21 protein-coding genes and 1 pseudogene are annotated in these 25,446 nt (G+C 43.6%); 19 read left to right on the top strand and 3 right to left on the bottom strand.

Annotated features, from left to right (window positions below; genetic code table 11):
• The first annotated feature begins 29 nt into the window (after window positions 1-29).
• The 17 genes from paaA to PSE69_RS16845 all read left to right on the top strand — a co-directional run bounded on the left by paaA (window position 30) and on the right by PSE69_RS16845 (window position 17,776).
• The gene (paaA, locus tag PSE69_RS16925) at window positions 30-968 is read left to right on the top strand and encodes a 1,2-phenylacetyl-CoA epoxidase subunit PaaA (RefSeq protein ID WP_036944051.1); all 939 of its coding nucleotides are present in this window, start codon (window positions 30-32) and stop codon (window positions 966-968) included.
• A gap of 22 nt (window positions 969-990) precedes the next feature.
• The gene (paaB, locus tag PSE69_RS16920; RefSeq protein WP_004923482.1) at window positions 991-1,278 is read left to right on the top strand and encodes a 1,2-phenylacetyl-CoA epoxidase subunit PaaB; all 288 of its coding nucleotides are present in this window, start codon (window positions 991-993) and stop codon (window positions 1,276-1,278) included.
• 9 nt (window positions 1,279-1,287) lie between these two features.
• Window positions 1,288-2,046 (top strand): 1,2-phenylacetyl-CoA epoxidase subunit PaaC, encoded by a 759-nt coding sequence (paaC, locus tag PSE69_RS16915; protein WP_014657031.1) that lies wholly within the window; start codon window positions 1,288-1,290, stop codon window positions 2,044-2,046.
• Between the two features lie 4 nt (window positions 2,047-2,050).
• On the top strand, window positions 2,051-2,560 hold the full coding sequence (paaD, locus tag PSE69_RS16910; protein ID WP_014657032.1) for a 1,2-phenylacetyl-CoA epoxidase subunit PaaD: 510 nt from the start codon (window positions 2,051-2,053) through the stop codon (window positions 2,558-2,560).
• A gap of 10 nt (window positions 2,561-2,570) precedes the next feature.
• Entirely contained in the window at window positions 2,571-3,629 is a 1,059-nt protein-coding gene (paaE, locus tag PSE69_RS16905) for a 1,2-phenylacetyl-CoA epoxidase subunit PaaE (protein ID WP_014657033.1), read from the top strand.
• Window positions 3,630-3,638: 9 nt separating this feature from the next.
• A complete protein-coding gene (gene paaF / locus PSE69_RS16900; protein WP_004923466.1) occupies window positions 3,639-4,412 on the top strand; it encodes a 2,3-dehydroadipyl-CoA hydratase PaaF in 774 nt (257 codons plus the stop codon).
• Between the two features lies 1 nt (window position 4,413).
• Window positions 4,414-5,208, top strand: coding sequence for a 2-(1,2-epoxy-1,2-dihydrophenyl)acetyl-CoA isomerase PaaG (paaG, locus tag PSE69_RS16895; protein ID WP_042117018.1), 795 nt, complete (start codon window positions 4,414-4,416; stop codon window positions 5,206-5,208).
• Between the two features lies 1 nt (window position 5,209).
• Complete coding sequence (locus PSE69_RS16890) at window positions 5,210-6,748, top strand: 3-hydroxyacyl-CoA dehydrogenase (protein ID WP_053110257.1); 1,539 nt, start codon at window positions 5,210-5,212, stop codon at window positions 6,746-6,748.
• A complete protein-coding gene (gene paaI / locus PSE69_RS16885) occupies window positions 6,745-7,182 on the top strand; it encodes a hydroxyphenylacetyl-CoA thioesterase PaaI (protein WP_102781009.1) in 438 nt (145 codons plus the stop codon). Before PSE69_RS16890 ends, paaI begins: the two co-directional genes overlap by 4 nt.
• Window positions 7,182-8,384 carry a 3-oxoadipyl-CoA thiolase gene (gene pcaF / locus PSE69_RS16880; RefSeq protein WP_053110258.1) on the top strand — a complete coding sequence of 401 codons (1,203 nt, stop codon included), beginning with the start codon at window positions 7,182-7,184 and terminating at the stop codon, window positions 8,382-8,384. The genes paaI and pcaF overlap by 1 nt, the downstream gene beginning before the upstream one ends.
• 201 nt (window positions 8,385-8,585) lie before the next feature.
• Window positions 8,586-9,896 (top strand): phenylacetate--CoA ligase PaaK, encoded by a 1,311-nt coding sequence (gene paaK, locus PSE69_RS16875; RefSeq protein WP_014657036.1) that lies wholly within the window; start codon window positions 8,586-8,588, stop codon window positions 9,894-9,896.
• A gap of 163 nt (window positions 9,897-10,059) precedes the next feature.
• Complete coding sequence (paaX, locus tag PSE69_RS16870) at window positions 10,060-10,998, top strand: phenylacetic acid degradation operon negative regulatory protein PaaX (RefSeq protein ID WP_004923446.1); 939 nt, start codon at window positions 10,060-10,062, stop codon at window positions 10,996-10,998.
• Between the two features lie 45 nt (window positions 10,999-11,043).
• Window positions 11,044-11,637, top strand: coding sequence for a phenylacetic acid degradation protein PaaY (gene paaY / locus PSE69_RS16865; protein WP_004923444.1), 594 nt, complete (start codon window positions 11,044-11,046; stop codon window positions 11,635-11,637).
• A gap of 1,214 nt (window positions 11,638-12,851) precedes the next feature.
• Entirely contained in the window at window positions 12,852-13,430 is a 579-nt protein-coding gene (locus PSE69_RS16860) for a fimbrial protein (protein WP_004923436.1), read from the top strand.
• A gap of 55 nt (window positions 13,431-13,485) precedes the next feature.
• On the top strand, window positions 13,486-14,181 hold the full coding sequence (locus tag PSE69_RS16855; RefSeq protein WP_072503009.1) for a fimbrial biogenesis chaperone: 696 nt from the start codon (window positions 13,486-13,488) through the stop codon (window positions 14,179-14,181).
• A gap of 21 nt (window positions 14,182-14,202) precedes the next feature.
• The gene (locus PSE69_RS16850) at window positions 14,203-16,695 is read left to right on the top strand and encodes a fimbria/pilus outer membrane usher protein (RefSeq protein ID WP_121875227.1); all 2,493 of its coding nucleotides are present in this window, start codon (window positions 14,203-14,205) and stop codon (window positions 16,693-16,695) included.
• A 13-nt stretch (window positions 16,696-16,708) separates the two neighbouring features.
• Complete coding sequence (locus PSE69_RS16845) at window positions 16,709-17,776, top strand: fimbrial protein (RefSeq protein WP_040132675.1); 1,068 nt, start codon at window positions 16,709-16,711, stop codon at window positions 17,774-17,776.
• A gap of 49 nt (window positions 17,777-17,825) precedes the next feature.
• Here PSE69_RS16845 and PSE69_RS16840 read toward each other — a convergent pair whose 3' ends face one another.
• Together PSE69_RS16840 and emrA are read right to left on the bottom strand one after the other, a co-directional pair.
• A complete protein-coding gene (locus PSE69_RS16840; protein ID WP_014657040.1) occupies window positions 17,826-19,346 on the bottom strand; it encodes a DHA2 family efflux MFS transporter permease subunit in 1,521 nt (506 codons plus the stop codon).
• 16 nt (window positions 19,347-19,362) lie between these two features.
• Window positions 19,363-20,535 (bottom strand): multidrug efflux MFS transporter periplasmic adaptor subunit EmrA, encoded by a 1,173-nt coding sequence (emrA, locus tag PSE69_RS16835; RefSeq protein WP_004923418.1) that lies wholly within the window; start codon window positions 20,533-20,535, stop codon window positions 19,363-19,365.
• 538 nt (window positions 20,536-21,073) lie between these two features.
• On the opposite strand from emrA, the gene glgB reads away from it, so the two are divergent.
• Entirely contained in the window at window positions 21,074-23,281 is a 2,208-nt protein-coding gene (gene glgB / locus PSE69_RS16830; protein ID WP_121875226.1) for a 1,4-alpha-glucan branching protein GlgB, read from the top strand.
• A gap of 3 nt (window positions 23,282-23,284) precedes the next feature.
• Window positions 23,285-24,724, top strand: coding sequence for a glycogen synthase GlgA (gene glgA, locus PSE69_RS16825; RefSeq protein ID WP_004923412.1), 1,440 nt, complete (start codon window positions 23,285-23,287; stop codon window positions 24,722-24,724).
• Between the two features lie 346 nt (window positions 24,725-25,070).
• Here glgA and PSE69_RS16820 read toward each other — a convergent pair.
• Window positions 25,071-25,446, bottom strand: a pseudogene (locus tag PSE69_RS16820) (hypothetical protein); the annotation flags it as partial.

The raw sequence follows: 25,446 nt of genomic DNA, 5'->3' as shown, positions 1-25,446 counted from the left end.
ATTTAATACGAATCATTTGGAAGAAAACAATGAATGAGCAAAATCAGGCAAACTTCGAGGCCAAAATCGAAGCCGACATTAATATTGAGCCAAAAGATTGGATGCCCGATGCCTATAGGCAAAACCTGATCCGCCAAGTTGGACAACATGCACACTCGGAAGTTATCGGCATGCTGCCAGAAGCAAACTGGTTAACTCGCGCACCCACATTGAGACGTAAAGCTATCTTGTTAGCAAAAATCCAAGATGAAGCAGGTCATGGCCTCTACCTTTATAGCGCAGCCGAAACATTAGGATGCACTCGCCAAGACATCTATCAAAAGATGCTTGATGGCAAAATGAAATATTCGTCTATTTTTAACTACCCCACCCTAACTTGGGCCGATGTAGGTGTGATTGGCTGGTTGGTTGATGGTGCCGCCATTGTTAACCAAGTTGCCCTCTGCCGAGCCTCATATGGCCCCTATGCACGAGCGATGGTGAAAATCTGTAAAGAAGAGAGTTTTCATCAACGTCAAGGTTACGAAGCTGTCACTGTACTGGCGAACGGCTCTGATGAACAAAAAGCCATGTTACAAGATGCCATTAACCGTTTCTGGTGGCCTGTTCTGATGATGTTCGGCCCGAACGACAGTGACTCCCCACACAGTGCACAAAGTATGGCATGGAAAATTAAAAGATTTAGTAACGATGAGCTACGCCAAAAATTTGTTGATAACACAGTACCGCAAGTGGAAGCCCTCGGTATGACTATTCCAGATCCAGAACTGAAATGGGATGAGGAGCTAGGGCACTACCGCTTTGGTGAAATCGACTGGGAAGAGTTTTATCAAGTCATTAAAGGCGAAGGCATCTGTAATTACGAACGCGTGCATGCCAAACGCAAGGCTTGGGAAGATGGAGCATGGGTACGCGAAGGTGCCATGGCACATAGCCGAAAACAGAAAGCCGTTAAATCCGCCGCCTAGCACAGAATAAAAGGAAAAGACCATGAGCAATCAAGATTGGCCATTATATGAAGTTTTTGTTCGGAGCAAACAAGGGCTTGCGCATCGTCATGTTGGTAGCCTGCATGCCGCTGACGATCAGATGGCACTAGAAAATGCACGCGATGCTTACACTCGTCGTAGTGAAGGATGCTCCGTTTGGGTGGTCAAAGCGACGCATATTATTGCCTCTCAACCAGAAGATAAGAGCGCTTTCTTTGACCCTGCTGACACCAAAGTCTATCGCCACCCAACTTTTTATACCATCCCCGATGGCATCAAAAACATGTGAGGCAACGATATGAATCAGCATGAAGCACTCAAACAATATGTTTTAAGGCAAGGCGATAGCGCATTGATCCTGGCTCAACGGCTATGTGAATGGTGTGGTCATGCACCAGAATTGGAAATCGACCTTGCTCTCTCCAACATCGGTTTGGACTTACTCGGTCAGGCAAGAAACTTTTTAGCGTATGCCGCAACCCTATCAGGAACAGAGTTTGATGAAGATAAAATTGCCTTCCTCCGAGATGAACGTGAGTTTTGCAACTTACTGCTGGTAGAGCAACCAAACGGCGGCTTCAACGACACGCTAGTACGCCAATTTTTTATGGATGCCTACCATGTTCCGCTTTATCAAGCCTTAATTCACAGCGCAGATGAACAATTGGCAGCCATCGCGGAAAAATCGCTCAAAGAGGTGCTCTACCACTTACGCTTTAGCCGTAACTGGATGATCCGCTTAGGTGATGGTAGCGAAGAAAGCCATCGGCGAATTCAGCAGTCGGTCGATCAACTGTGGCGCTTTACAGGCGAATTATTCCACGCCGATGAAGTCGAGATTGCGCTCGCGGAGGTAGGTATCGCCGTTGACCCTCGAACATTACGTGAACAGTGGTTAGAAACGGTCACAGAGACTTTCGCGCAAGCCACGCTGACGATGCCTGAACAAAATGCATACCGTTTAGGTGGCAAACAGGGTAACCACACTGAACACTTGGGCCTCATTTTAACCGAGCTACAGTTTGTCCAACGCGCTTATCCAAATTGTGAATGGTGATGCTATGGAACAGAGATTGCAAAACAGCGGGTTACAACCCCCTCAAATTCATCAGATCTGGCAGCAACTACATCAAATCCCCGATCCTGAGTTACCTGCACTCTCCATTACTGATCTTGGCATGATCCGCAATGTTTTTGCCACATCTCGTGGCTGGAAAGTGATGTTTACACCCACTTATTCCGGTTGCCCAGCAACTGAATTTTTAATTAACGAAATCAAAAATGTTTTAGAGCATGCCGGGTTTCCCAATGTGGAAATCGAGGTCGTTCTCACGCCGGCATGGACAACAGATTGGATGAACCAAGACGCCAAACAACGCTTGCGTGAATTTGGTATTGCGCCGCCAGCAGGAAAAGCCTGTGAACACCCCGAAAAATCGGGGCCAATCTGTTGCCCACGTTGCGACAGTCAACACACAGAGAAAATCAGCGAATTCGGCTCGACCGCCTGCAAAGCACTATATCGCTGTCTCGAATGCTTTGAGCCATTTGATTATTTTAAATGTATTTAAGGGCACACTCATGACTGTATTTCATCGTTTAAGTATTGCTGCAATTGAACGTGACACGCCTGATGCGGTTGCTGTGACCTTCTGCGTTCCTGATAATTTGCGCGAGCACTATCGCTACCGCCCTGGGCAACATTTAACCCTAAAAGCCTTAGTCAATGGCGAAGACTTACGCCGCTGTTATTCCATTTGCAGTTCACCTGACGACGGGGTTCTAAAAATTGGTGTTAAAGCCATCCACGAAGGACGTTTTTCAAATTTTATTAACCAACAACTTCATGTTGGCGATAGCCTTGATGTAATGATCCCCCAAGGGAAATTTGGTTATCAACCTCAAGTCACAACAGAAGGTCGTTACCTTGCGGTTGCGGCAGGCTCCGGTATCACACCTTTACTTTCCATTATTAAAGCCACCCTACAAACTGAGCCACACAGCCGCTTCACTTTAATTTATGGCAACAAAAATAGCCGTTCGGTGATGTTTAAAGAGAGCATTGCCGACCTTAAAAACCAGTATGCAGAACGTTTTCAGGTGCTCTATCTATTTAGCCAAGAGCAGCAAGACAGTGCACTGCTTAGCGGTCGCGTGAATAAGCCACAATTAATGGCATTGGGTAAAACCTTGCTCAATTTTAAGCAATTTGACCATGCTTTTGTGTGCGGCCCTGAAGAGATGATGGACGATGTGCAATCTGCATTAGCTGAATGTGGCATGGCGCCAGAGCGTATTCATAGTGAGCGTTTTAACACTTCCGGCACGAAATTCCGCCCATCTGCAACATTAGCAACGGATAACCGCCAAGTCAGCATTCACCTTGATGGACGTACAATGACCATCAATATGGATAGCCAAGACGACAGTATTCTGGATGCGGCCTTACGCCAAGGCGCAGACCTTCCCTATGCCTGTAAAGGCGGTGTTTGCGCAACATGTAAATGTAAGCTTAAAGCGGGCGAAGTTGAAATGGGCGTCAACTACAGCCTTGAGCCGGACCAAATTGCGGATGGTTATATTTTAAGCTGCCAAGCATGGCCGAAAGGCGATGGCGTAGAACTCGATTTCGATGTGTAGGAGGCTCATATGCAAACTGATTGGATCCTAGCTCATATTGAACATCGCGTCCTAACATTGACGTTGAATCGCCCTGATGTGCGTAACGCCTTAAGTACTGATTGCCTCGAATTACTTGTCGATCACCTTGAACAAGCCGATAAAGACCCACAAATCGGCGCCATCGTTATTGCCGGTAACCCACGTTTTTTTGCGGCGGGTGCTGACCTTAAAGAGCTCCAGCAACAAACCGTTGCGGCGGCGATCACGGATAGGCGCCCTCAAGTTTGGCGTCGTTTTTCGCAAATTTCCAAACCCATTATCACCGCAGTCAATGGTTATGCATTGGGTGCTGGCTTTGAATTAGTACTTGCAAGTGATGTGGTCATTGCCGGTGAAACGGCGCGTTTTGGCTTACCTGAAATCACCCTAGGGCTAATACCTGGCGCGGGAGGAACTCAACGTCTGGTTCGCGTGGTTGGCAAATCCCTTGCGATGCAAATGGTACTCACGGGCGAGGCGATTCCTGCACAACGTGCCTTACAAGCAGGATTAGTGAGTCAAATTTGTGTGGATGGGTTAGTTGTTGAATACGCACAGAAACTTGCCCAACGCATGGCGGATCACGCCCCACTTGCCGTGAGAGCGGCTAAAGCATCCATTAATGCAGCTCAAGAAATCTCACTTTCAGAGGGATTACAGCTTGAGCGCCAATATTTTGTCACCTTGGCAGGTACTGATGACCGCCGCGAAGGGATCAATGCTTTCTTTGAAAAGCGACAGCCAAAATTTACAGGACAATAAGATGCCAAACAGCGCAATGATACTGACAACACGGGAAAATGGCGTACTCACCATTACATTAAACCGCCCTGACCGGTTAAACAGCTTTAACGATGAAATGCATCGTCAACTAAGTGATGCACTAAAAATTGCTGAACGTGATGATACCGTGCGTTGTTTAGTGATTACAGGAGCCGGTCGTGGTTTTTGTGCAGGTCAAGATTTGAATGATCGCAATGTTTCGGTTAGCGAACAGGCACCGGATTTAGGTTATTCCGTCGAAACTTTCTATAACCCCCTGATCCGCCGACTCACTTCACTACCGAAGCCTATCATCTGTGCCGTTAATGGCGTAGCCGCAGGTGCAGGCGCGGCAATCGCCTTAGCGGGTGATATCGTTATTGCGGCTAAAAGCGCCAGTTTTATTCAATCTTTTTGCCGCTTAGGTTTAGTACCGGACTCCGGTGGTAGCTGGTTCTTACCTCAATTAGCAGGCCATGCAAGAGCCATGGGGATGGCATTACTTGGCGATAAAATTAGCGCTGAGCAAGCACTACAGTGGGGCATGATTTGGCAAGTCACTGAAAATGATGAGCTGACAACCACCGTTAATCAATTAGCCCAGCACCTCGCCACACAGCCAACTTATGGCTTAGGACTAATCAAAAAAGCTATCTATCGTGCCGCAACTAACACATTAGATGAGCAGCTAGACCTAGAACGTGATTTACAGCGCTTAGGTGGACGCAGCGAAGACTATCGCGAAGGAGTCGATGCCTTTTTGAATAAGCGCGAACCTAAGTTTAAAGGACGCTAATATGACTTTAACTCTTAATACCGTCGCTGTCATTGGTGCTGGCACAATGGGTATCGGCATTGCACAGGTGGCAGCAAGCGCTGGACATACGGTACTGCTATTTGACATCAACACACAAGCACTGAATAAAGCAAAACAGTCTTTAACTGAACGGTTAAATAAGCGCGTTCAGCAGGGCAAAGCGGATGCGCAAACAACAGAGGCACTGCTTGCGCGTATTACACTTGTACATACGATGGCTGACTTAGCACCGGCTCAATTAGTCATTGAGGCTGTCGCTGAGAAACTGACTATAAAACAAGCGATATTTAGCGAACTTGAAGGCATTTGCAAAGAAAATACCCTCTTTGCAAGTAACACCTCTTCGTTATCGATTACCGCCATCGCCAGCCAACTTAAACACCCAGAGCGCTTTGCTGGCCTCCATTTTTTCAACCCAGCTCCCATTATGAAGTTGGTTGAAGTTATTCGTGGGCGCGAAACCGCAAGCGCTGTTATTGAACAGCTAAAAAACTTGGCGGTCGCATGGGGCAAAATTCCCGTTATCTGCCGCTCAACGCCTGGCTTTATCGTTAATCGAGTTGCTCGCCCTTTTTATGCTGAAACATTACGCGCACTTGAAGAGCAAATCGCAAACCCTGCAACATTAGATAGTGTTCTACGTGATGCCGGTGGGTTTTCCATGGGCCCTTTACAACTGACCGACCTTATTGGTCATGATGTGAATTACGCGGTGACGGATTCGGTTTTTCAAGCATTTGGCTACGACCCTCGGTTCCAAACCTCCTTTGAACAATTAGAGCTGGTCCAAGCGGGACATCTCGGTCGAAAAACTGGCCGCGGCTTTTATCATTACGATGACAACAAACCACTGCCTAAAGCCACAATGGCAGAAAAAGTGATATTAAACAATCCCCCCTCCGTTACGGCTCGAGGCGATTGGCAAAGTTTACCTGAGTTTGCACAATTATTAAGGCAAAACGGGATCCCTCTCGAAGAATCTAAAATAGATAGCCACGAATCGCCTACACTCCGAGTTAACAATGTTATTGTTATGTTAACGAATGGTGAATTAACTTCTGTACGAGCGCAAAAAGCCAATCAGAGCATGGTGCAATTTGATTTATCCGCTGATTATGCCAAAGCAAACGCAATTGCAATCAGTTGTGCAGTCCAAAACAGCCACCAAGAAAACCAGAGTGTCATTGCCTTTTTTCAATCGCTCAACAAGGACGTGATTGTATTACCTGATTATCCCGGCCTATTGACGATGCGGACGGTTGCCATGCTATGCAATGAAGCTTTAGATGTTGTCAATAAAGGCGTCGCTAGCCCAAAAGATACTGATAACGCAATGCGTTATGGCGTGAACTACCCTAAAGGGCCGCTCGCTTGGGGCGCCGAAATTGGCTGGCAACATATCCTTAATACACTCGATCAGTTATCGCAGTTTTATGCCGACGGGCGCTACCGGGCGAATCCCCTGTTGCGCCAATTGGTTGCTGGGGTGCGGTCATTACCTGCTAAGGAGCTGCAATGAGTTCACAAACCACAATAACATTGGCTCAACAATCCGCAGACATCATGTACCGTGACGATGCTTGCGCAAAAGCGATGGGGATGGTGATAGAGCAAGTTTCTGAGGGAGCCGCTCAACTCTCCATGACTGTCACTCCGCACATGCTTAATGGCCATAAAACCTGCCATGGCGGTCAACTATTCAGCCTAGCTGACACCGCGTTTGCTTACGCTTGCAATAGCCATGGACTCGCCGCTGTTGCCTCAAGCTGCTCTATTGATTTTATCCGCCCTGCATATGAAGGGGATACATTGACCGCAGTCGCAAACGTTAAGCATCAGGGCAAACGTACTGGCTTATATGAAGTAGAAATTGTCAACCAACAAGGCAAAACCTTAGCTTGGTTCTATGGGCGAGCGCATCGCCTAGGTCACCGTTTAACAGGAGAAGAGTGATGAGAGATGCCTTTATCTGTGATGGTATCAGAACCCCAATTGGCCGCTACGGAGGCGCACTGTCCTCTGTACGCCCTGATGACCTCGCCGTTTTACCTTTAAAGGCTCTAATGGAAAGGCATCCTCAATTAGATTGGTCAATAACTGATGACATTATCCTAGGTTGCGCAAATCAGGCTGGTGAAGATAACCGTAATGTCGCACGAATGGCGTGTTTATTAGCGGGTCTTCCATTATCCGTATCGGGCACTACCGTGAATCGTCTTTGTGGTTCAGGCCTTGATGCAATTGCACTTGCGGCTAGAAGTATCAAAGCGGGGGAAGCGAATTTTATGATTGCAGGCGGTGTCGAATCAATGAGCCGCGCACCCTTTGTTATGGGTAAGTCAGAATCGGCCTTTTCAAGGCAAGCACAAATATTTGATACCACAATTGGTTGGCGATTTGTCAATCCACTGATGGAAAAGCAGTTCTCAACACATTCGATGCCAGAAACGGCGGAGAACGTTGCAGAAGAGTATCGCATTCATCGAGCTGACCAAGATGCCTTTGCTCTACGTAGCCAACAACGCACCGAACAGGCTCGTCAACAAGGCGTTTTCGCACAAGAGATCATCCCCGTCACCATTAAACATCGCAAAGGGGAGACGATTGTTACAGAAGACGAACACCCAAGACCTGAAACAACCTTGGAACAATTACAAAAGTTAAAAACACCGTTTCGTGAAAATGGCTCAGTGACAGCAGGTAATGCTTCTGGGGTGAATGATGGTGCAGCCGCCTTGATTATCGCTTCCCAAGAAACGGCTAAAGCTCAGGGGTTAACCCCTAAAGCACGAATTATCGCAACAGCAACCTGTGGTGTTGAACCTCGGTTTATGGGGATAGGACCATTACCCGCTACCCAAAAAGTCCTCAAAATGACGGGGCTAACAATCGAACAAATGGATGTGATTGAGCTAAACGAAGCTTTTGCTGCTCAAGCACTCGCTGTACTAAGAGGATTAGGTTTACCTGACGACGCGCCACAAGTGAATCCAAATGGTGGTGCCATTTCCTTAGGCCACCCTCTTGGTATGAGTGGGGCAAGGTTGGCGATTACCGCCGTGAACGAATTACATCGTCGCCAAGGGCGCTATGCCTTATGCACCATGTGTATTGGTGTGGGCCAAGGCATAGCCATGATTATTGAACGAGTTTAGACCGATTAACCTACCCAAAATCACACCGTTCTAATGAGATGAATGATGGGTAAAAAATAAAAACGCCTGAAACCCTACACCTGCTCAGGCCAATACTGCACTCGCTTTTCGCCATTGCATATATACCCGCCCTGACTCGGCAATATATCGCAAAAAAGGCTTAAAGCATGCGGATATCAATAATTATAAGGACTAGCAATTATGAGCACTCTACAACACACTATTGATCCAATTGAGTTTGCATCGAGAGATGAAATCGAGGCATTGCAGTTCTCAAGACTGAAGTGGACACTCACTCACGCTTATGAAAATGTGCCGATGTATCGCAAAAAATTCGATGCGGCCGGCGTTCATCCTGACGATTTCAAGCAACTGAGTGATATCGAAAAATTCCCGTATACCACAAAGCAAGATCTACGCGAGAATTACCCATTTAATACCTTTGCAGTGCCCATGGATAAAATCATCCGTATTCATGCCTCTTCGGGCACGACGGGTCGCCCCACTGTTGTCGGCTATACCCAACAAGATATTGATAATTGGGCTGATTTAATCGCTCGTAGCCTACGCTCTGCGGGAGCCACGAAAGGAGATAAAATCCACGTTGCCTACGGCTACGGCCTATTTACCGGTGGCTTAGGCGCTCATTATGGTGCTGAGCGTCTTGGTGCAGCCGTTATTCCTATGTCTGGTGGTCAGACAGAAAAACAGGCTCAATTAATTGCTGATTTCAAACCTGACGTCATCATGGTAACCCCCTCTTACTGTCTAAGCATCATTGATGAGCTAGAGAAAATCATGGGCGGAGACGCAAGTAAGTGCTCACTAAGACTAGGCGTATTTGGTGCAGAGCCATGGACTGAGGCATTAAGAACAGAAATTGAAACTCGCTTAGGCATCAAAGCGCTTGATATCTACGGCCTGTCAGAAGTCATGGGGCCAGGTGTTGCCATGGAGTGTGCCGATGCCGGAGAAAGTGGGCCTACAATCTGGGAAGATCATTTTTATCCGGAGATTATCTCACCTGATACCCTAAAAACACTCTCGCCCGGCGATAAAGGTGAGTTAGTATTCACTACCCTAACAAAAGAGGCTATGCCTGTTATCCGCTATCGCACTCGCGATTTAACCCACTTAATGCCGGGGATTAATCGTAATATGCGCCGTATCGGTAAAATTACCGGCCGCTCTGATGACATGATGATCATTCGTGGAGTCAACGTTTTCCCATCGCAGATAGAAGAGCAAATCATGCAGTTCAAAGAGCTTTCCCCTCATTACCAGCTAGAAATTAGCCGTAAAGGGAATATGGATAGCTTAGCTATTCGCGTCGAGCTGAAAAAACCCGATCTTCTGACCTATGATGAGCGTTGTAATATCTGCCATAACCTTAAGCATCGAATTAAGTCAATGGTAGGTGTGAGCACACAGATCAGTATCGTTAATTGCGGTGATATCCCTCGTTCACAAGGCAAAGCGGCTCGTGTTATTGATACAAGGATCGCCATATAAATCTTCTCTACGAGGCACCTCACAATGGATAAATGTCGGGGTGCCTTTAATTTTAGTTTCCTAATATAACAATGCCCTGTGTAGCAAATAGAAGACAAGCAAGATGTTTTTGTCTACTATTCATTCATATTTTTGATACAGATATTCATCGGATAATGACAAAATGGAAACTAAACTTAACCAATTTATACAGCATGCGCTAACCAGCCAGCCAATTAGTGGAACATCACTCATTATCTCTCTTTATGGCGATGCGCTACACCACCGCGGGGGCGAAGTATGGCTTGGTAGCTTAACCAATTTACTTGAACCAATGGGCTTTACCGACCGCTTTGTCCGTACTTCTGTATTTCGCTTACAAAAAGAAGGCTGGCTAGATGCTGAAAAAATCGGTCGTCGTAGCTATTACCGAATATCTGAACGTGGTCAAAACCAATTTCGTCACGCTGAAAGTAAAATCTATCAAAGTGAGCAACCCAATTGGGATGGCAAGTGGGATTTATTGTTACTTGAAGCCGCTGACAAAGATGAAAAAGCAAGGCTCAAAAAAGAGTTAAGCTGGTTAGGATTTGGTCAATTTAGCACCTCACTGATGGCAGCACCAAGTAGCGCTCAAAGCGATATTCCTTCATTACTTAATGAACTTAATGCAAGTGAAGAGGTGATCTACTTTCGAGCAGATTACCCCTATAACCGCTCCGAAAAACACCTAAAAGAGTTGGTGTCAGACAGTTGGTCGTTACAACAGGTGGCTGAACATTATCACCAATTTATCGTGTTATTTCGCCCACTCGCACTCTTATTAAAAGAGTTATCGGATGAGCAAATAACACCTGAGCAATGCTTTCAACTACGCTTATTACTGATCCACTTTTATCGCCGAGTGGTATTAAAAGATCCGCTGCTACCCGATGAGTTACTTCCCGCACAATGGGAGGGGCAAATAGCCAGGAATCTGTGTATCAATATTTACCAGCGTGTTGAAGTAGCAGCAACACGCTACGTCAGCGAAATATGCGAAACAACTGTAGGGGAACTGCCGCAACCGACTACAACCTATTTCCGACGTTTTGGCGGTGTATTAAAAGAGATCGCGGCATAAATCTTCTTAAATACCGATGTAACTTAAACAGAAGGGGAACTCAATATGCCTTTTTATCAGATAGATGGCATCACGCCAGTTGTTAGTCCAGAAAGTTTTGTGCATCCAACCGCTGTGATCATTGGCGACGTGATTATCGGAAAAAATGTTTATATTGGCCCTAATGCGAGCTTACGTGGAGACTTCGGGCGCTTGATCATTAAAGAAGGGGCTAATGTTCAGGATAACTGTGTTATGCATGGTTTCCCGCAATACGATACCATCATTGAAGAAAATGGTCATATTGGTCACGGTGCGATTTTGCACGGCTGCCATATTAAGCGTAATGCCTTGGTTGGAATGAACAGTGTCATTATGGATGGCGCCGTGATTGGCGAGAATTCTATTGTTGGCGCTTGCTCCTTTGTGAAAGCAGAAGCGGTATTTGCAGATAATACGTTGATCGTAGGAACGCCTGCTAAAGCACAAAGAACACTGTCTGAAAAAGAAATAGCTTGGAAAAGCCGAGGTACGGCTGACTATCAAGACCTTGTTATCCGCTGCCAACAAAGCTTCAAAGAAGTTACCCCACTCACACAAGAAGAGCCAGATCGCCCGAAACTGACATTTGAAGGTGTCATTCCGAAATCAGCCCTATAGTTACCCCACAAATAAAATAATAAGCACTCCACTTCGAGTGCTTTTATACCCATAATTAAGTAAAGTCACTGATTATTGGCAATAAATCATCATTAAATTGATACTATTCTGATTCGCTTATATCGCCGTGTTTAATACAATCCCTTAGAAATAAAATAAGCAGTGGCTGTTTTTCAACCCACAATAACAAAGAATAACAATTCGTTATGGGTATTTATCGTGCAAAATACCCCCCATGTTGAAAAATTCACCGCCTTTTCTTCTATGTGCAAAAGAAAAGGTAAATTAATAATAAAGTTAATTTGTTTTTTGCCGATAATGAAACCTGTAGAAATGAATAAATCATTTTTCGATAAATTAAGTTTAACTGGCAGACCTTTTTCGAAGTGAGCCAATATAAAATAAACCTTATTATTAATACGGTTATTTTATAGATATTAGCTATTAATATGATAGTTAAAACCTAAAATTGATTAATATTTACTCATCGATACGTCATTGTTTATATCAAAAAAATATTTCACATGGTGAATATATTTATTAACAATAATACATATTAAGAATAGTTTCATTTTTATATAAATATTTATTTTGACTAAACTTATTTATTAAGATTAAAAATTTGAATAAAATAAAATTATTAAAATGATTTTCATCAAAAAAATTTATGTATTTTGACTATTTATCAACTACTACCAAAGGAGTACCTGACTTAACATATTGATTTAAAATCAATAAAGAAATACAAATCCACAAAATGAAACGTTTGGTAACAAGTTTTTAACTCTACTTTTGCAGCCAAAAAATACATATAGCTCTGAATTAACTGAAATTAAAAAATAAAACACCACCCTCTTTTCAAAATACGCCCTTTAACACGTAATCAGCAATCTTTTCCGAGCCTAATTCGATATTTAATTTTTAAATCTAATATGAGTAATAATCCCCCTCTTTTTAAACAAATGATTACACGTATAATAGCGCCCTATAAAATTTGATATAAATCAAATTACCCTCAAATTTAAATGAGGCTGAAATATAAAGCGCCTTTGTTAAAAAGTGCCGTTTCGTATTTCTGTTTTTTAAATTCAACGTAATTAATAAATTTTTTTAAACTGGCTGAGGATGGCTTTCTATTTCTATAAATAACAGAAGGCGCAAACTTTGCCATTCCTCTTTTATTAACATATATACAGCTTTTCTCGGAGAAGAAAATGAATAACAAATTTGCATTATCAGTTGCAACGGCATTAATTCTTTCTGCTACACCAGCACTTGCTGCTGAAAAAGCAGCTGGTGGTGTAATTAACTTTAGTGGCGCAATTACTGATACAACTTGTACTATCAATGGCGGTAAAAGTGCGGATTTCACTGTTGCATTAAATCCAATCACTGTTGAAGATGCAGGCACGACTCAAGGCATTATTACTAAAAATAAAAAAACAGTATCACTCACTTTCTCTAACTGTACTTCTGCAAGCGGCGCTGCTGATACCCCTCTGAAAATTTATTTCTCATCTGCAAATAATATTTCTACTGATGGTAAGTATCTGCAAAATACCACAGTTAATGAAAATGACACGAGCGTTTCTCGTAACGTTGGTTTCGCCATTACTAAAACAACAGACCAAATTCCTCTGTTATTAAACCAACCATTCGTTACTGATATCAAAGGCAACGACTCTAACACTGAAACCTTAGCATTAGATATCTATTACTATAAAACGAATGCTCTGCCAGCAAGAGTTGGTAGCTTAAGCTCTAACGTCACTTATACCATTTCATATCTGTAATTATTTACCCAAATAGCCAGGCTATTTTATTAGCTTGGCTATTTCTGAGTTTATTATTATGCGCCTACTTATTTTATTTTCCTTACTCGCTAGTATTAATACTGCCTTTGCTAATATTGTTGTTAATGGAACACGCGTTATTTATCCAGAAAAAAATAACGAAACCATCGTACAACTTATTAATAATGGAAATGATCCAGCCTTAGTCCAATCATGGATTGACGATGGTGATATCAATTCAACACCAGAAACAGCCAATGTTCCTTTTTTGCTTTCTCCCCCTGTTGTTAAGGTATCAGGGAATGATGGGCAACAGTTACGCATTAAAAAACTCCCCGCATCGCTGCCAACCGATCGCGAATCTGTTTTTTATTTAAATATATTAGATATCCCACCAACACCAGAACATCTGCAAGGGAAAAACACGATGCAGTTGGCGATTAAAACACGTATTAAACTGTTCTATCGTCCGAACCACTTACAAGCCGGTGTTGAACAAGCACTCGAACAGATTGAAGTGAAAGCGGAAAACAAACAATTCCGTATCACTAACAATAGTCCTTATTACGTCACTCTTGCGAATGTTGATGATAAAAAAGGTAAAAAAATATTGACCGATTCACTCATGGTAGCGCCGTTTTCACATGCTTTAGCACCAACTAAAACCGCTGTCAGTGCAGGTCAAAAATACAGTTTGCTCTATGTCGATGATCTCGGCGCCTATAAAAATAAAGATGTGATTGCAAAATAAAATATAAGAGAGCTTGTAATAATGAAGTTGCATGGCCGCCATAGGAGCCTATTAGCAGTTTGCCTAATTCTTGGAACATCAAAAAGCTGGGGGGTGAGTTTTGATACCTCTTTACTCGCTGGTGATTCCGCGAAATCCGATCTGTCTCGCTTTTATGAAGAGCAAAGCATGCCAGCGGGTACACAAGAGATGGATGTCTTTATTAATGGCGATTGGAAAGGCCGTTATCCTTTTATATTTACAGACTCTCACAACCGTATTTTTCTTAGTAAACGCGAAGCTGGACTTTTAGGGATCAAATTACCTGAAACATCGGATGAAGAGCAGGAATATACATTAGAACAATTGGTGCAAGGTGGTAGCTTTAATGTCGATATCAGTACATTAAGCATCAAAATGTCTATTCCACAAAGCTTTCTTTTGCGCAACGAAGTGGGCTATGTTCCTCCCGAATTTTGGGAAGAGGGTATCCCCGCAGCCATGCTTTCATATAACGCGACTTACTATAAAACAAAGAATAAAAATGGTGATAAATCATCGAGTGATGATCTCTACGCGGGTTTTGAATCGGGGCTCAATTTTAGCTCTTGGCAATTTCGCGATAGCAGCTCACTCCGAAAACATTCAGGTGATAGCTTAAAATGGGAAAATAATACACGCTATCTACGCAAAGCTTTACCATTATATCAATCCAATTTTATTGCAGGTGATTTTTACTCCCAGGGAACACTATTTGATTCAGTGCGAGTTCGTGGCGTTTCTCTCGCCTCAGACATTAATATGCGCCCCACTTCACAACAAGGCTTTGCCCCGATTGTTAGAGGTGTCGCTCAAACTAACGCCCTTGTCAAAGTCATACAAAACGGCAGTATTATTTACCAAGAAAACGTGCCACCAGGGCAATTTACCATCGATAATATTCAGCCAACGGGGTCGGCTGGCGATTTGTTAGTGATCGTAAAAGAAGCCAACGGGCAAGAACAATCCTTTACGGTTCCATTTTCTGCCGTACCGGGGATGTTAAAAGAGGGGGTAAGTAATTATGCCCTGCTGGCTGGTAAGGTGAACCAAGAAAATGGTCACTATCAGCCCAAATTTCTCCAAGGCACCTTTGAATATGGTTTTAATAACCTAATCACTGGCTACACGGGGGTGATTGCAAGTGAAGATTATCAAGCTTATCTGGTCGGCTCTGGTTGGAACTTACCTATTGGTGCTGTTTCTCTCGATATCACACATGCCAATACTCAATTACCTAATGACACGCAGAAAGGCCAAAGTATGCGAGTGTCATACAGTAAGTTTCTCAATACAACAGCTACCAATTTCACCTTAGCCGCCTATCGCTATTCGACCAAAGGCTATTATAGCTTCAGTGATTCGATTCATGCCCATGAAGGTTATCGTTTATATCAGGAAACTTTAGAAAAACAGGCCACAGAGACACTGCCTCATCGTGAATTACCTGCTTTCGATATAAATACGTGGGATTCTATGCGTGGGGTTCGTCCAAAAAATACCTTCACGATCAATTTAAATCAGCGCTTACCTGAAAACTGGGGAACCTTCTACGTTTCCGGCTCCCAACGTGACTATTGGTCGACTACCCCAACAACCCGCGAGTACCAACTAGGCTACTCGAATGCGTATTCAGATATCAGCTATTCACTGTCCGCTAGCCGAGTACGGGATGGTAAAGGCGAAGAAGAAAATCGCTACTATATTTCAATCAGTTTACCTCTGTCTGTATTTGATAATGATATATGGGTCAGCACAGGCCTTACTGCTACCGATTCTCACTATCAACAAAGTACCGTTTCTTTAAGTGGTACGGCTCTGGAAGCAAACCGATTGAGTTATTCACTTTCCGGCAGTAATCAGCAAGGTGGCCAAAACATGGCAAGCGCCAATATGGCTTATCGCTCAAATGTTTCCACTATTGGTAGTTCACTCAGTGAATCTAATGACTACCATCAAACTGGGCTGAGTGCACGCGGCAGCTTAGTCGCTATACCTTGGGATATACTCGCATCTAACGAAATCGGCAATACAATGACCATCGTCAAAGCGCCCCATGCACAAGGCTTAATGGTGAATGGCGACCAAAGTATCGTGACCAATAAAGAAGGACTGGCATTAGTACCTTATGCAACGCCATATCGTAAAAATACGATTATGCTTTCAAATACAGAAAATACACAAGGCGCTGAAGTTATCGGCAATATGGCAAATAGCGCACCAATCGAAGGTTCAGTGAATTTAGTGAAATTCAAAACCGATACGCGCACCTCTTGGCTCAGTCGTGCATTACGACAAGATGGCAGTGCATTACCTTTCGGCGCAGAAGTAACTGACCTTCAAGGAGAAGCGATTGGCTATGTAGGGCAAGCCAGTGTGCTGTATTTAAAAGCGGAAGCTTTTCCTAAGTCGGTCATTATTCGGTTAAATGAGGGTCACTGCACCATTCATAACTTACCAGACAACCTTGACGGCCCCACTGGCGTTTGCCAATAACGAGATGAATGTCATGATGCGATCCTATCTTTTTTTAATCCTAATTCTCTTTAGCGGCTATAGTCAGGCAATTTGCCATGAAAGTGGCATAAGCTATGCTTCGCCAATTAGCATTGATTTGTCGGATAAACTCACCCCCGCCACCCCCGAGTGGACAACGACCATATCGACACAGTACTCGGGTAGCTTTAATTGTTCCACCCGCCAAAGCGAATTTGGTTATACCAAAATCCTGAATACTGACAACCAATATGCAACCATTTTGAGTTTTATGAATGGGAAATATCATGTCAGGGCACAAATCATTAATGATATTCCGAATAAGAAACTGAATAAATCAGGTCGTCACTCTGCTTCTGAGTTAAATACGCCAGTGACGATTAAATTTACGCTTGAACCAAAACAAGGCACGCTCATTGCCGGTGATACCGTCCATCTACATGATATTCTCTTCGTCACAGATTTAAGCGGAATGTCAATTTTTGATATTGTGCTATGGCCCGTTAAACAACTTCTGAAAATCCTACAATGGTTATTTAACGGTTTTAACTGGCCCTATGATGACCGTGATATGTTCGGTCAGCCACTAATATTAAAATATGCACCAAAATTAACTACCTGCGCTTTCCAAAATGCGGGGCTTGTTGTCACATTACCAACATTAAGCCGCCATCAAGTCATTAATGGAAACCAAGCTGGCTATACACCGTTTTCATTGAATATGCGTTGTGAGAACCTTGGGGGCGCAAATAATACGGCAGAAAGAGCGATCGATGTCTTTTTATCTAGCAATAATCTGCTTAGCTCAGATAATACGGTCTTGATTGATAAAACAGCCAATGCCGCACAAGGTATCGGGCTACGCTTAGTTAAAACTAATGCGCCAAATACCCCTGTGGTGATTTCACAAAATCCAAACTCCCGAGGTAATGCAACGTCGCTGTTTTACGTAAATGCAGGAGGCCAACTGGAACCGCACTTTAGTATTCCAATGGCTGTTTACTATTATGCATGGGACCCTCAGCGAGCAACCCAAGGCACCCTCAAAACCACGGCGACACTCAATATTGTCTACCCGTAAGCTTCAAAAGATAAGAGCGCTAATCGTTAGCGCTCTTATCGTATTTAACTTACGCTTTACTACCAAAAGGCGGTTTTGCAAACCAGACGGTGATAATCAGTCCAATAAACACCCATCCACATAACCAAAAGATTTCATTGGCCGCAATGATTAATCCTTGGCTAGTGATCTCCTGCGCAATAAAGCCCGATGTCTGCTCATGACTTAAGCCATGTGCCGCCATCTCTTTATACATCTCTAGCGATTCAGGGTTATAGTCAGTGATGTATTCCGTTAACTGGCTATGATGGAGCGACTCTCTATCACTCCACATCGTGGTTGTGATTGATGTTCCTATCGAGCCTGCAAGAGTACGGAAGAAGTTTGCAAGACTTGACGCCGACGCCAGTTTTTCAGGGGGTAAACCTGACAGTGTTAACGTCGTCAGTGGCATAAAGAAGCAAGCCACAGCCATCCCTTGCACTAACTGAGGCCAAACTACGGCAGAAAAGCCCATACTTGGTTCAAAGGTATATGCCCGCCAGAAGAAACAAATCGCATAGAATACAAAACTAAATGTCACTATCCAGCGAATATCAAGGAAGTCTGACAATTTCGCGACGGGGGCAGAGAACAAGACGGGCAATAACCCTATCGGCGCAAGGGCCAACCCCGCCCATGTTGCCGTATACCCATAGACCTCCTGCAATAACTGGGGCAAGAGAACGATAGCACCAAAGTAGGCCATATAGGCTAAGCTAACGGAAATCGTGCCTATCGTGAAGTTACGTGATTTAAATAGTGCAAGCTCAACAACTGGATTTTTGTCTGTTAGTTCCCAAATAACCAAAAAAACCAATGCTATCGCGGAAATTACCGCTAATGTGACAATTTCATCAGAGGCTAACCATCCTAACTCTTTCCCCTTATCCAACAGGACCTGAAGGCAACCAACACCCACTGACAATAATGCCAAGCCAATCAAATTAAACGGGACATTGACTACTTTCGATTCCATTCCTTTAAGGATAATAGAGCCTACAATAACCACAAAAATACCCAGTGGAACGTTCATAAAGAAGATCCACCCCCAATGGAAGTTATCACTAATATAACCACCAAAAATAGGGCCAAACACCGGGGCTAAAATGATCGTCATTGACCAAAATGCCAATGCCATATTTTGCATTTTAGGGGGGTAGCAACGCATGATCAGACTTTGTGAAAGGGGGATCACCGGCCCCGCAACAGCACCTTGTAAAACACGAAATAAGATTAACATGCCAAGGCTATCAGAGAAGCCACAAAGTAATGAAAAGATGGTAAATAAAGCGGTTGCCCATATAAAAACACGGACTTCACCAAACCGTTTAGCAAGGAACCCAGAGATCGCAATGGAAATGGCATTAGAAACACCAAATGAGGTAATCACCCATGTTCCTTGTGACATTGAAACACCGAGATCACCAGCAATGGTTGGGATGGCAACGTTAGCGATTGTCGAATCCAGCACCTGCATAAAGGTTGCAAGTGACAATGCAATCGTTGCCCATACCAGCTTTGAGCCCTTTAGTGGTTGAATATCTGCCACAGCCACTCCTTTCGGGCTAATCCGCGTTTTCGTTAATAATCGTGTCGATCACCGAATCGACATCCGCCAGCTTTAACACCAGCACATCACTTTCAAATGCTGGCGTGTCACGCTGAACCTCTGCTAGCACAGGGCCATTTTGATCTTTAATATCAATCGTTGCATTCATTGATAACCCAATACGCAACGGATATTTGGCAACCTGTTCAGGGTCTAGCTCTACACGGACAGGCAAACGTTGTACCACTTTAATCCAGTTACCTGTTGCATTCTGTGCAGGTAATAAAGAGAAAGCACTCCCCGTTCCCATATCCAAACCAGCCACTTTACCGGTATACACAATATCATCACCATAAAAATCACTGGTGAGTGTTACTGGCTGCCCTATGCGCACCTTTTCTAATTGTGTTTCCTTAAAGTTCGCATCCACCCAAACGGGTTGAGCTGGCACAATAGCCATCAAAGAGCCTTGCGGACCGACTTGTGAACCGACTTGCACATTACGACGCGAAACATAACCTGTGATAGGGCTTTTCACCTCTGTACGTTGCAAAGTAATCCATGCGTTGCGCACATTATCTGCGGCTTGTTGGATTGCCGGTTGTTTTCTCAACTCGGTATTGCGCAATAGTGCTTGGTTCGCATTATATTGCTGAATGGAGATATCTAAGGCTGCTTGCGCCAACTGCACCGCTTCTTGGGAGTGTTGTAAATCTTCTTTAGAGATAGTCCCACTTCGTCCTAAAGCGGCGCGGCGTTGATAATCTTTCTGTGCTTGCGCAAGTGAGATACGATTTTTTTGGATTTGCGCTTGGTATTCATCACCATTAATGTACAGCTCTTTGGTTTTGCGCACCGTGGTTGCGAGGTCATGTTTTGCCTGCTCGTAGGCTAGCCGTGCATTGGTTTTATCCAGAACCACCAGCACATCACCCGCTTTAACCAAATCGGTATTTTCAAAATTAACCTGAGTCACATTACCTGTAGTCTGCGCAACAATAGGTACTTGCACACCGGAGACATAAGCATCATCAGTATATTCTTGAAAACGTAATACCAAAAACCAATAAGCACCATAAGCAACAAACAGTAGAACAATAATAATTGAAGCAATTACCATCCAGACTTTTCTACGTTTTTCATTCTTCGTTTTTTGATTAGTTTCGGTTGAACTCGTTGGTTGATCCATAATAACTCTCTGGGTCTCACACTTTATTAATCACTACCCTTATATTTACGGACTAATGCTAATAAAGCAATAGAGAATTCCATTTAACAATATTAATTTTTAGTTTTGTCATTAATTAATTTTTTATATTTCACATCAATAAATGACAGTAATATTTAATCAAGAGCATCCGAAATTGAAAAGCATTTAAACGCATAGATTCAACTAGTTATAGATGTTGACTTTTTAGCACCTAGACTTATTATCATAAGAAACAAAACCATTTCCAATTCATCTATTTTTGATGACTTTACTTCAACACCAAGCAGCTTTATTGTTTTATCGCTATATTAAAATATAAAACATTCCTAATTTGATAGTTATTGACTTATCTCAATATTTTTATCAAATGAAATTGTGGACTATTATTTTGTATCATTGAAAAGATAAATAATAACAAATAGCGCTCGTTTTAACGCTACCTTTAGCATCTAAAAGTTAATCATGAAAACGATAATATAAGGCGGCTAGCTGCGACTGATTTCATTCAGGAGAGGTGATGAAAGAGAGAGAAAAACCATCAGAGCAACAACTGATCATCGATCAATTATTTGCCGGACATTATCGTGACCCTTTTGCTTTCCTTGGTATGCATCAACAAGGAAAAGTTACCTATTTTCGAGTCTTACTCCCAAATGCTCAAGAGGTCACCGTACTGGATAGGTTGACCGCAGCCCCCGTTGTGCAACTATCACGCCTTGATGAACGCGGCTTTTTTTCAGGCGATGCAACAGACTTAGACGCTAATTTCACTTATATTTTGCAGGTTAACTGGGGCAATTCACAACAGGTTATTGAAGATCCGTACCGTTTCGGCACATTACTACACGATGCAGATACCAAAGGCCTCCAGCGTACTTTCTCATTTGAAACACTCGGTGCGCATGTACGCCAAGTGGGTGATATTACAGGTACGCATTTTTGTGTTTGGGCACCGAATGCCCAACGAGTCTCTGTCGTGGGCGCTTTTAACTTTTGGGACGGTCGCCGATACCCAATGCGCCATCATCCCGAAAATGGCCTTTGGGAAATCTTTCTTCCCGCGATTCAGGCAGGTACTCACTATCAATATGAAATATTAGATGCAAAAGGCGAAATACAATTAAAATCCGATCCTTATGCCTTTCGCAGCCAATTACGACCAGATACGACATCAATTGTTTCCCTGCTTCCAAAACAGCGCCACCCCACAGCACAGCAAATCCAATCGAACCAACGCAATGCCCCTATCTCTATTTATGAGGTTCACCTTGGTTCATGGCGGCGCTCAGCCAATAACCATAGTTGGCTCACTTACCGAGAACTGGCAGAAACATTACTTCCCTATGTTAAAGAGATGGGGTTCACCCATTTAGAAATATTGCCTATTAGCGAACACCCTTTTGATGGCTCATGGGGCTATCAGCCATTAGGTATCTACTCTCCTACCAGCCGTTTTGGGTCGCCGCAAGATTTGATTGACTTTGTTGATGAAGCACATCGATTAGGTATTAATGTGATCCTAGATTGGGTGCCCGGCCATTTTCCTTCGGATAATAGTGGGTTAGCCAATTTTGATGGTACGCCACTCTATGAGTATGCTGACCCAAAAGAAGGTAAGCACCGCGACTGGGATACTCTGATCTACGACTACCGCAGTCACGAGGTACGCCAGTTTTTATCCGATAATGCCGTCTATTGGGTAGATCGATTTGGCTTCGATGGCTTACGCGTTGATGCTGTTGCATCGATGATTTATCGCGATTATAGCCGCCCTGACGGCGAATGGATTGCAAACGAGTATGGTGGCAATATTAACCTTGAGGCCGTCAGTTTCTTACAGCATACCAACGAATTACTTCACCGTATCCAGCCTAATGTATTAATGGCCGCAGAAGAGTCGACAGACTTCTCTGGGGTGACATTACCACCATCCCTTGGCGGACTTGGATTTAACTACAAATGGAATATGGGGTGGATGCATGACACGTTAAGCTATTTACAGCTAGACCCTATCGCTCGTAAATACCACCATAATAAAATGACATTCAGCGTGATGTATGCGTGGAGTGAAAACTACATATTGCCTCTATCTCACGATGAAGTTGTTCACGGTAAAGGTTCCTTATTGCGCAAAATGTCAGGCTCACCTGACCAAAAACTTGCCACGCTACGTGCCTATTATGGGTTTATGTGGGCGCACCCAGGTAAAAAGCTGCTGTTTATGGGGGGAGAAATCGCACAATGGCGTGAATGGGATCATGATGGGGAGTTAGATTGGCATCTGGTGGATATTCCTACCAGCCCGCATGCTGGTGTTCAACGTCTGATCAGAGATCTCAACGTTACTTATCGCAGTACACCCGCCCTGTACGATAACGATCACAATGAAAGTAGTTTTGAATGGGTGATCGTCGACGATCACGATAATTCGGTTTTTGCATTTATTCGCTACGCCGAAAATGGCGACCCGCTGCTTGTAATCAGCCATTTCACTCCAGTAACGCGAGCAGATTACCGCATTGGTGTCAGGCTACACGGTCAATATCAAGTCTTATTAAACACAAATGATTCACGCTATGGGGGCAGCGATAAGCATCCTGTTGCTCCTATTTCCAGCCAGCCAATCAAGGCACATGGTTGCCAGTATTCTATTGCATTGACGCTGCCACCGTTATCAACGCTATATCTGACCATAAAGCCAGCCACAAAGAAAAATAAGGAGTAAAAAATGAAAGTATTACATGTTTGTGCCGAGTTTTTTCCTTTATTAAAAACAGGTGGACTGGCTGACGTTGTTGCGGCACTCCCGCCCGCTCAGCGGCAACATGGTGCAGATGCGAGAGTCTTAGTGCCGGGTTTTCCTGCTATTATCAATCAACTTGCTGATAAACAAAAAGTCACGACCCTTAACACATTCGCAGGGGAAGTGACCTTATTTTATTGTCTATATAACGATACGCCATTATATCTTATTGAAGCACCGCACCTTTACCAACGAGAAGGTAGCCCCTATCACGATGGTTATAACAATGCCTATCAAGATAACTATCGCCGCTTTGGATTATTAGGTTTTATCGCCGCTGAACTCGCCAGAGGCTGTGACCCACTATGGCAAGCCGACATTGTGCATGCTCATGATTGGCATGCTGCCCTAGCCTGTGCCTACCTTGCAGCCTATGGCTACCCTGCCCGCTGTATGTTCACCATCCATAATATCGCTTACCAAGGGCTATTTTCACCCCATCATATTCATGAACTGTGGTTGCCTCCTGAGTTTTACAACGTTGATGGAATGGAGTTTTTTGGTCAACTCTCATTTATGAAAGCAGGGCTATTTTATGCCGATCATACTAACGCCGTTAGCCCGACCTATGCCAAAGAGATCTTAAATCCGCATTATGCTTATGGCCTCGATGGGCTTTTAAATCGGCTCAACCACGAGCAGCGCTTAAGTGGTATTTTAAATGGCATAGATACTGAAGTCTGGTCACCTTCAAGTGATGCCTTAATTGCGCAAAAATACAGTGAGCGTAGTGTAAAAAATAAGGTAAAAAACAAACTGGCTTTGCAACAATCCCTCGGCCTTGCGCAACAAACGGATAAACCGCTCTTTGCTGTTGTTAGCCGAATGACCCGCCAAAAAGGTTTGGATCTGATCTTAGAAATCTTACCGGATCTACTGAGTTCTGGTAGTCAGTTTGTTTTACTTGGCAGCGGCGATCACGACCTCGAAAATGCCTATCGCCATGCTCAATCACAATATCCAGATCAAGTACGCGCGATTATTGGTTATGATGAGCCATTATCCCACCAAGTCATTGCAGGTGCAGACGTATTAATGGTGCCAAGTCGTTTTGAGCCATGTGGCCTGACACAGCTCTACGCGCTACGTTATGGCACGTTACCACTCGTGCGCAACACTGGTGGCCTAGCCGATACCGTGACAGATTGTTCATTGGAGGCGATAAAACGCAAAGAGGCAACAGGCTTTGTGTTTAATGAGAGTCATGCCGCCGATCTTAAATCCGCAATCGACCGCGCGTTAGCTTTGTGGGATTCTCCAGCACAATGGCAACAGGTCCAAAAAAATGCAATGGCAAAAGATGTGAGTTGGCAAAAGTCGGCGGAGGCGTATTTAAATATCTATCGAAGAGTACTGGGGCGATGAATTCTAGGCCCTGTGAATAATTCTATATATTTGCCTATTTATAAAAGGTGGTCGTTCAAACGATCACCGAAATCAATAAATTTAAATGTTAGAGAAATTTCCATCATGCGGAATAGTATTCTCAGGTAATTCGGCTACTGCTTAATATTGCAAGCAGTTTCTCTTTAGCAAATTAAAGAATATTATTCGTTTAATCTTATAGTGTGCTAATACCGGTTGATATTCATTTTCCAGATAAAAAAAACGCTTGACGTTCGCTACTTTGAATAATTTTTTTGTTTTTTGACGTCAGCTTCACGACATTATCTATATTCACAGTCAGTAAATTACTGCCTATTAATCGTGATTAAAATAACTTGTGAATCACTTGAAGCTCGGGATTAATCGAAATCAAGTCATCAATCATTTGGTGATAAATAGCGGGCATATTTTGTTTCCATCCTATCATATCCGGACGGTGGTCTATTGCCATGGGGGTTTTTAATAGCGGATGATCAATGATGGGTGTTGTCAACCCATGGCGAGCTCGGAAATTTTTGACTGCTTGGTACTCAAAAGGCCAAGGAATTAAAATATTCATTGATATTTCATAACCTGTTGAGCTTTGTTCATTGTCATTGTCCGAAAAAAGTGCCGACCACTCTATATGTTTATCACATAGCGTGATAAGCCATTGAGCGACAACATCGTGATTTTCATTATACAATGCTTCTTGGCAAAAA

Origin of the sequence: Providencia sp. PROV122, from assembly GCF_028482365.1 — a bacterium.
GTDB lineage: Bacteria > Pseudomonadota > Gammaproteobacteria > Enterobacterales > Enterobacteriaceae > Providencia > Providencia stuartii.
Note: the sequence above shows the minus strand (reverse complement) of the source record. Positions and strands in the feature narration are given on the sequence as shown.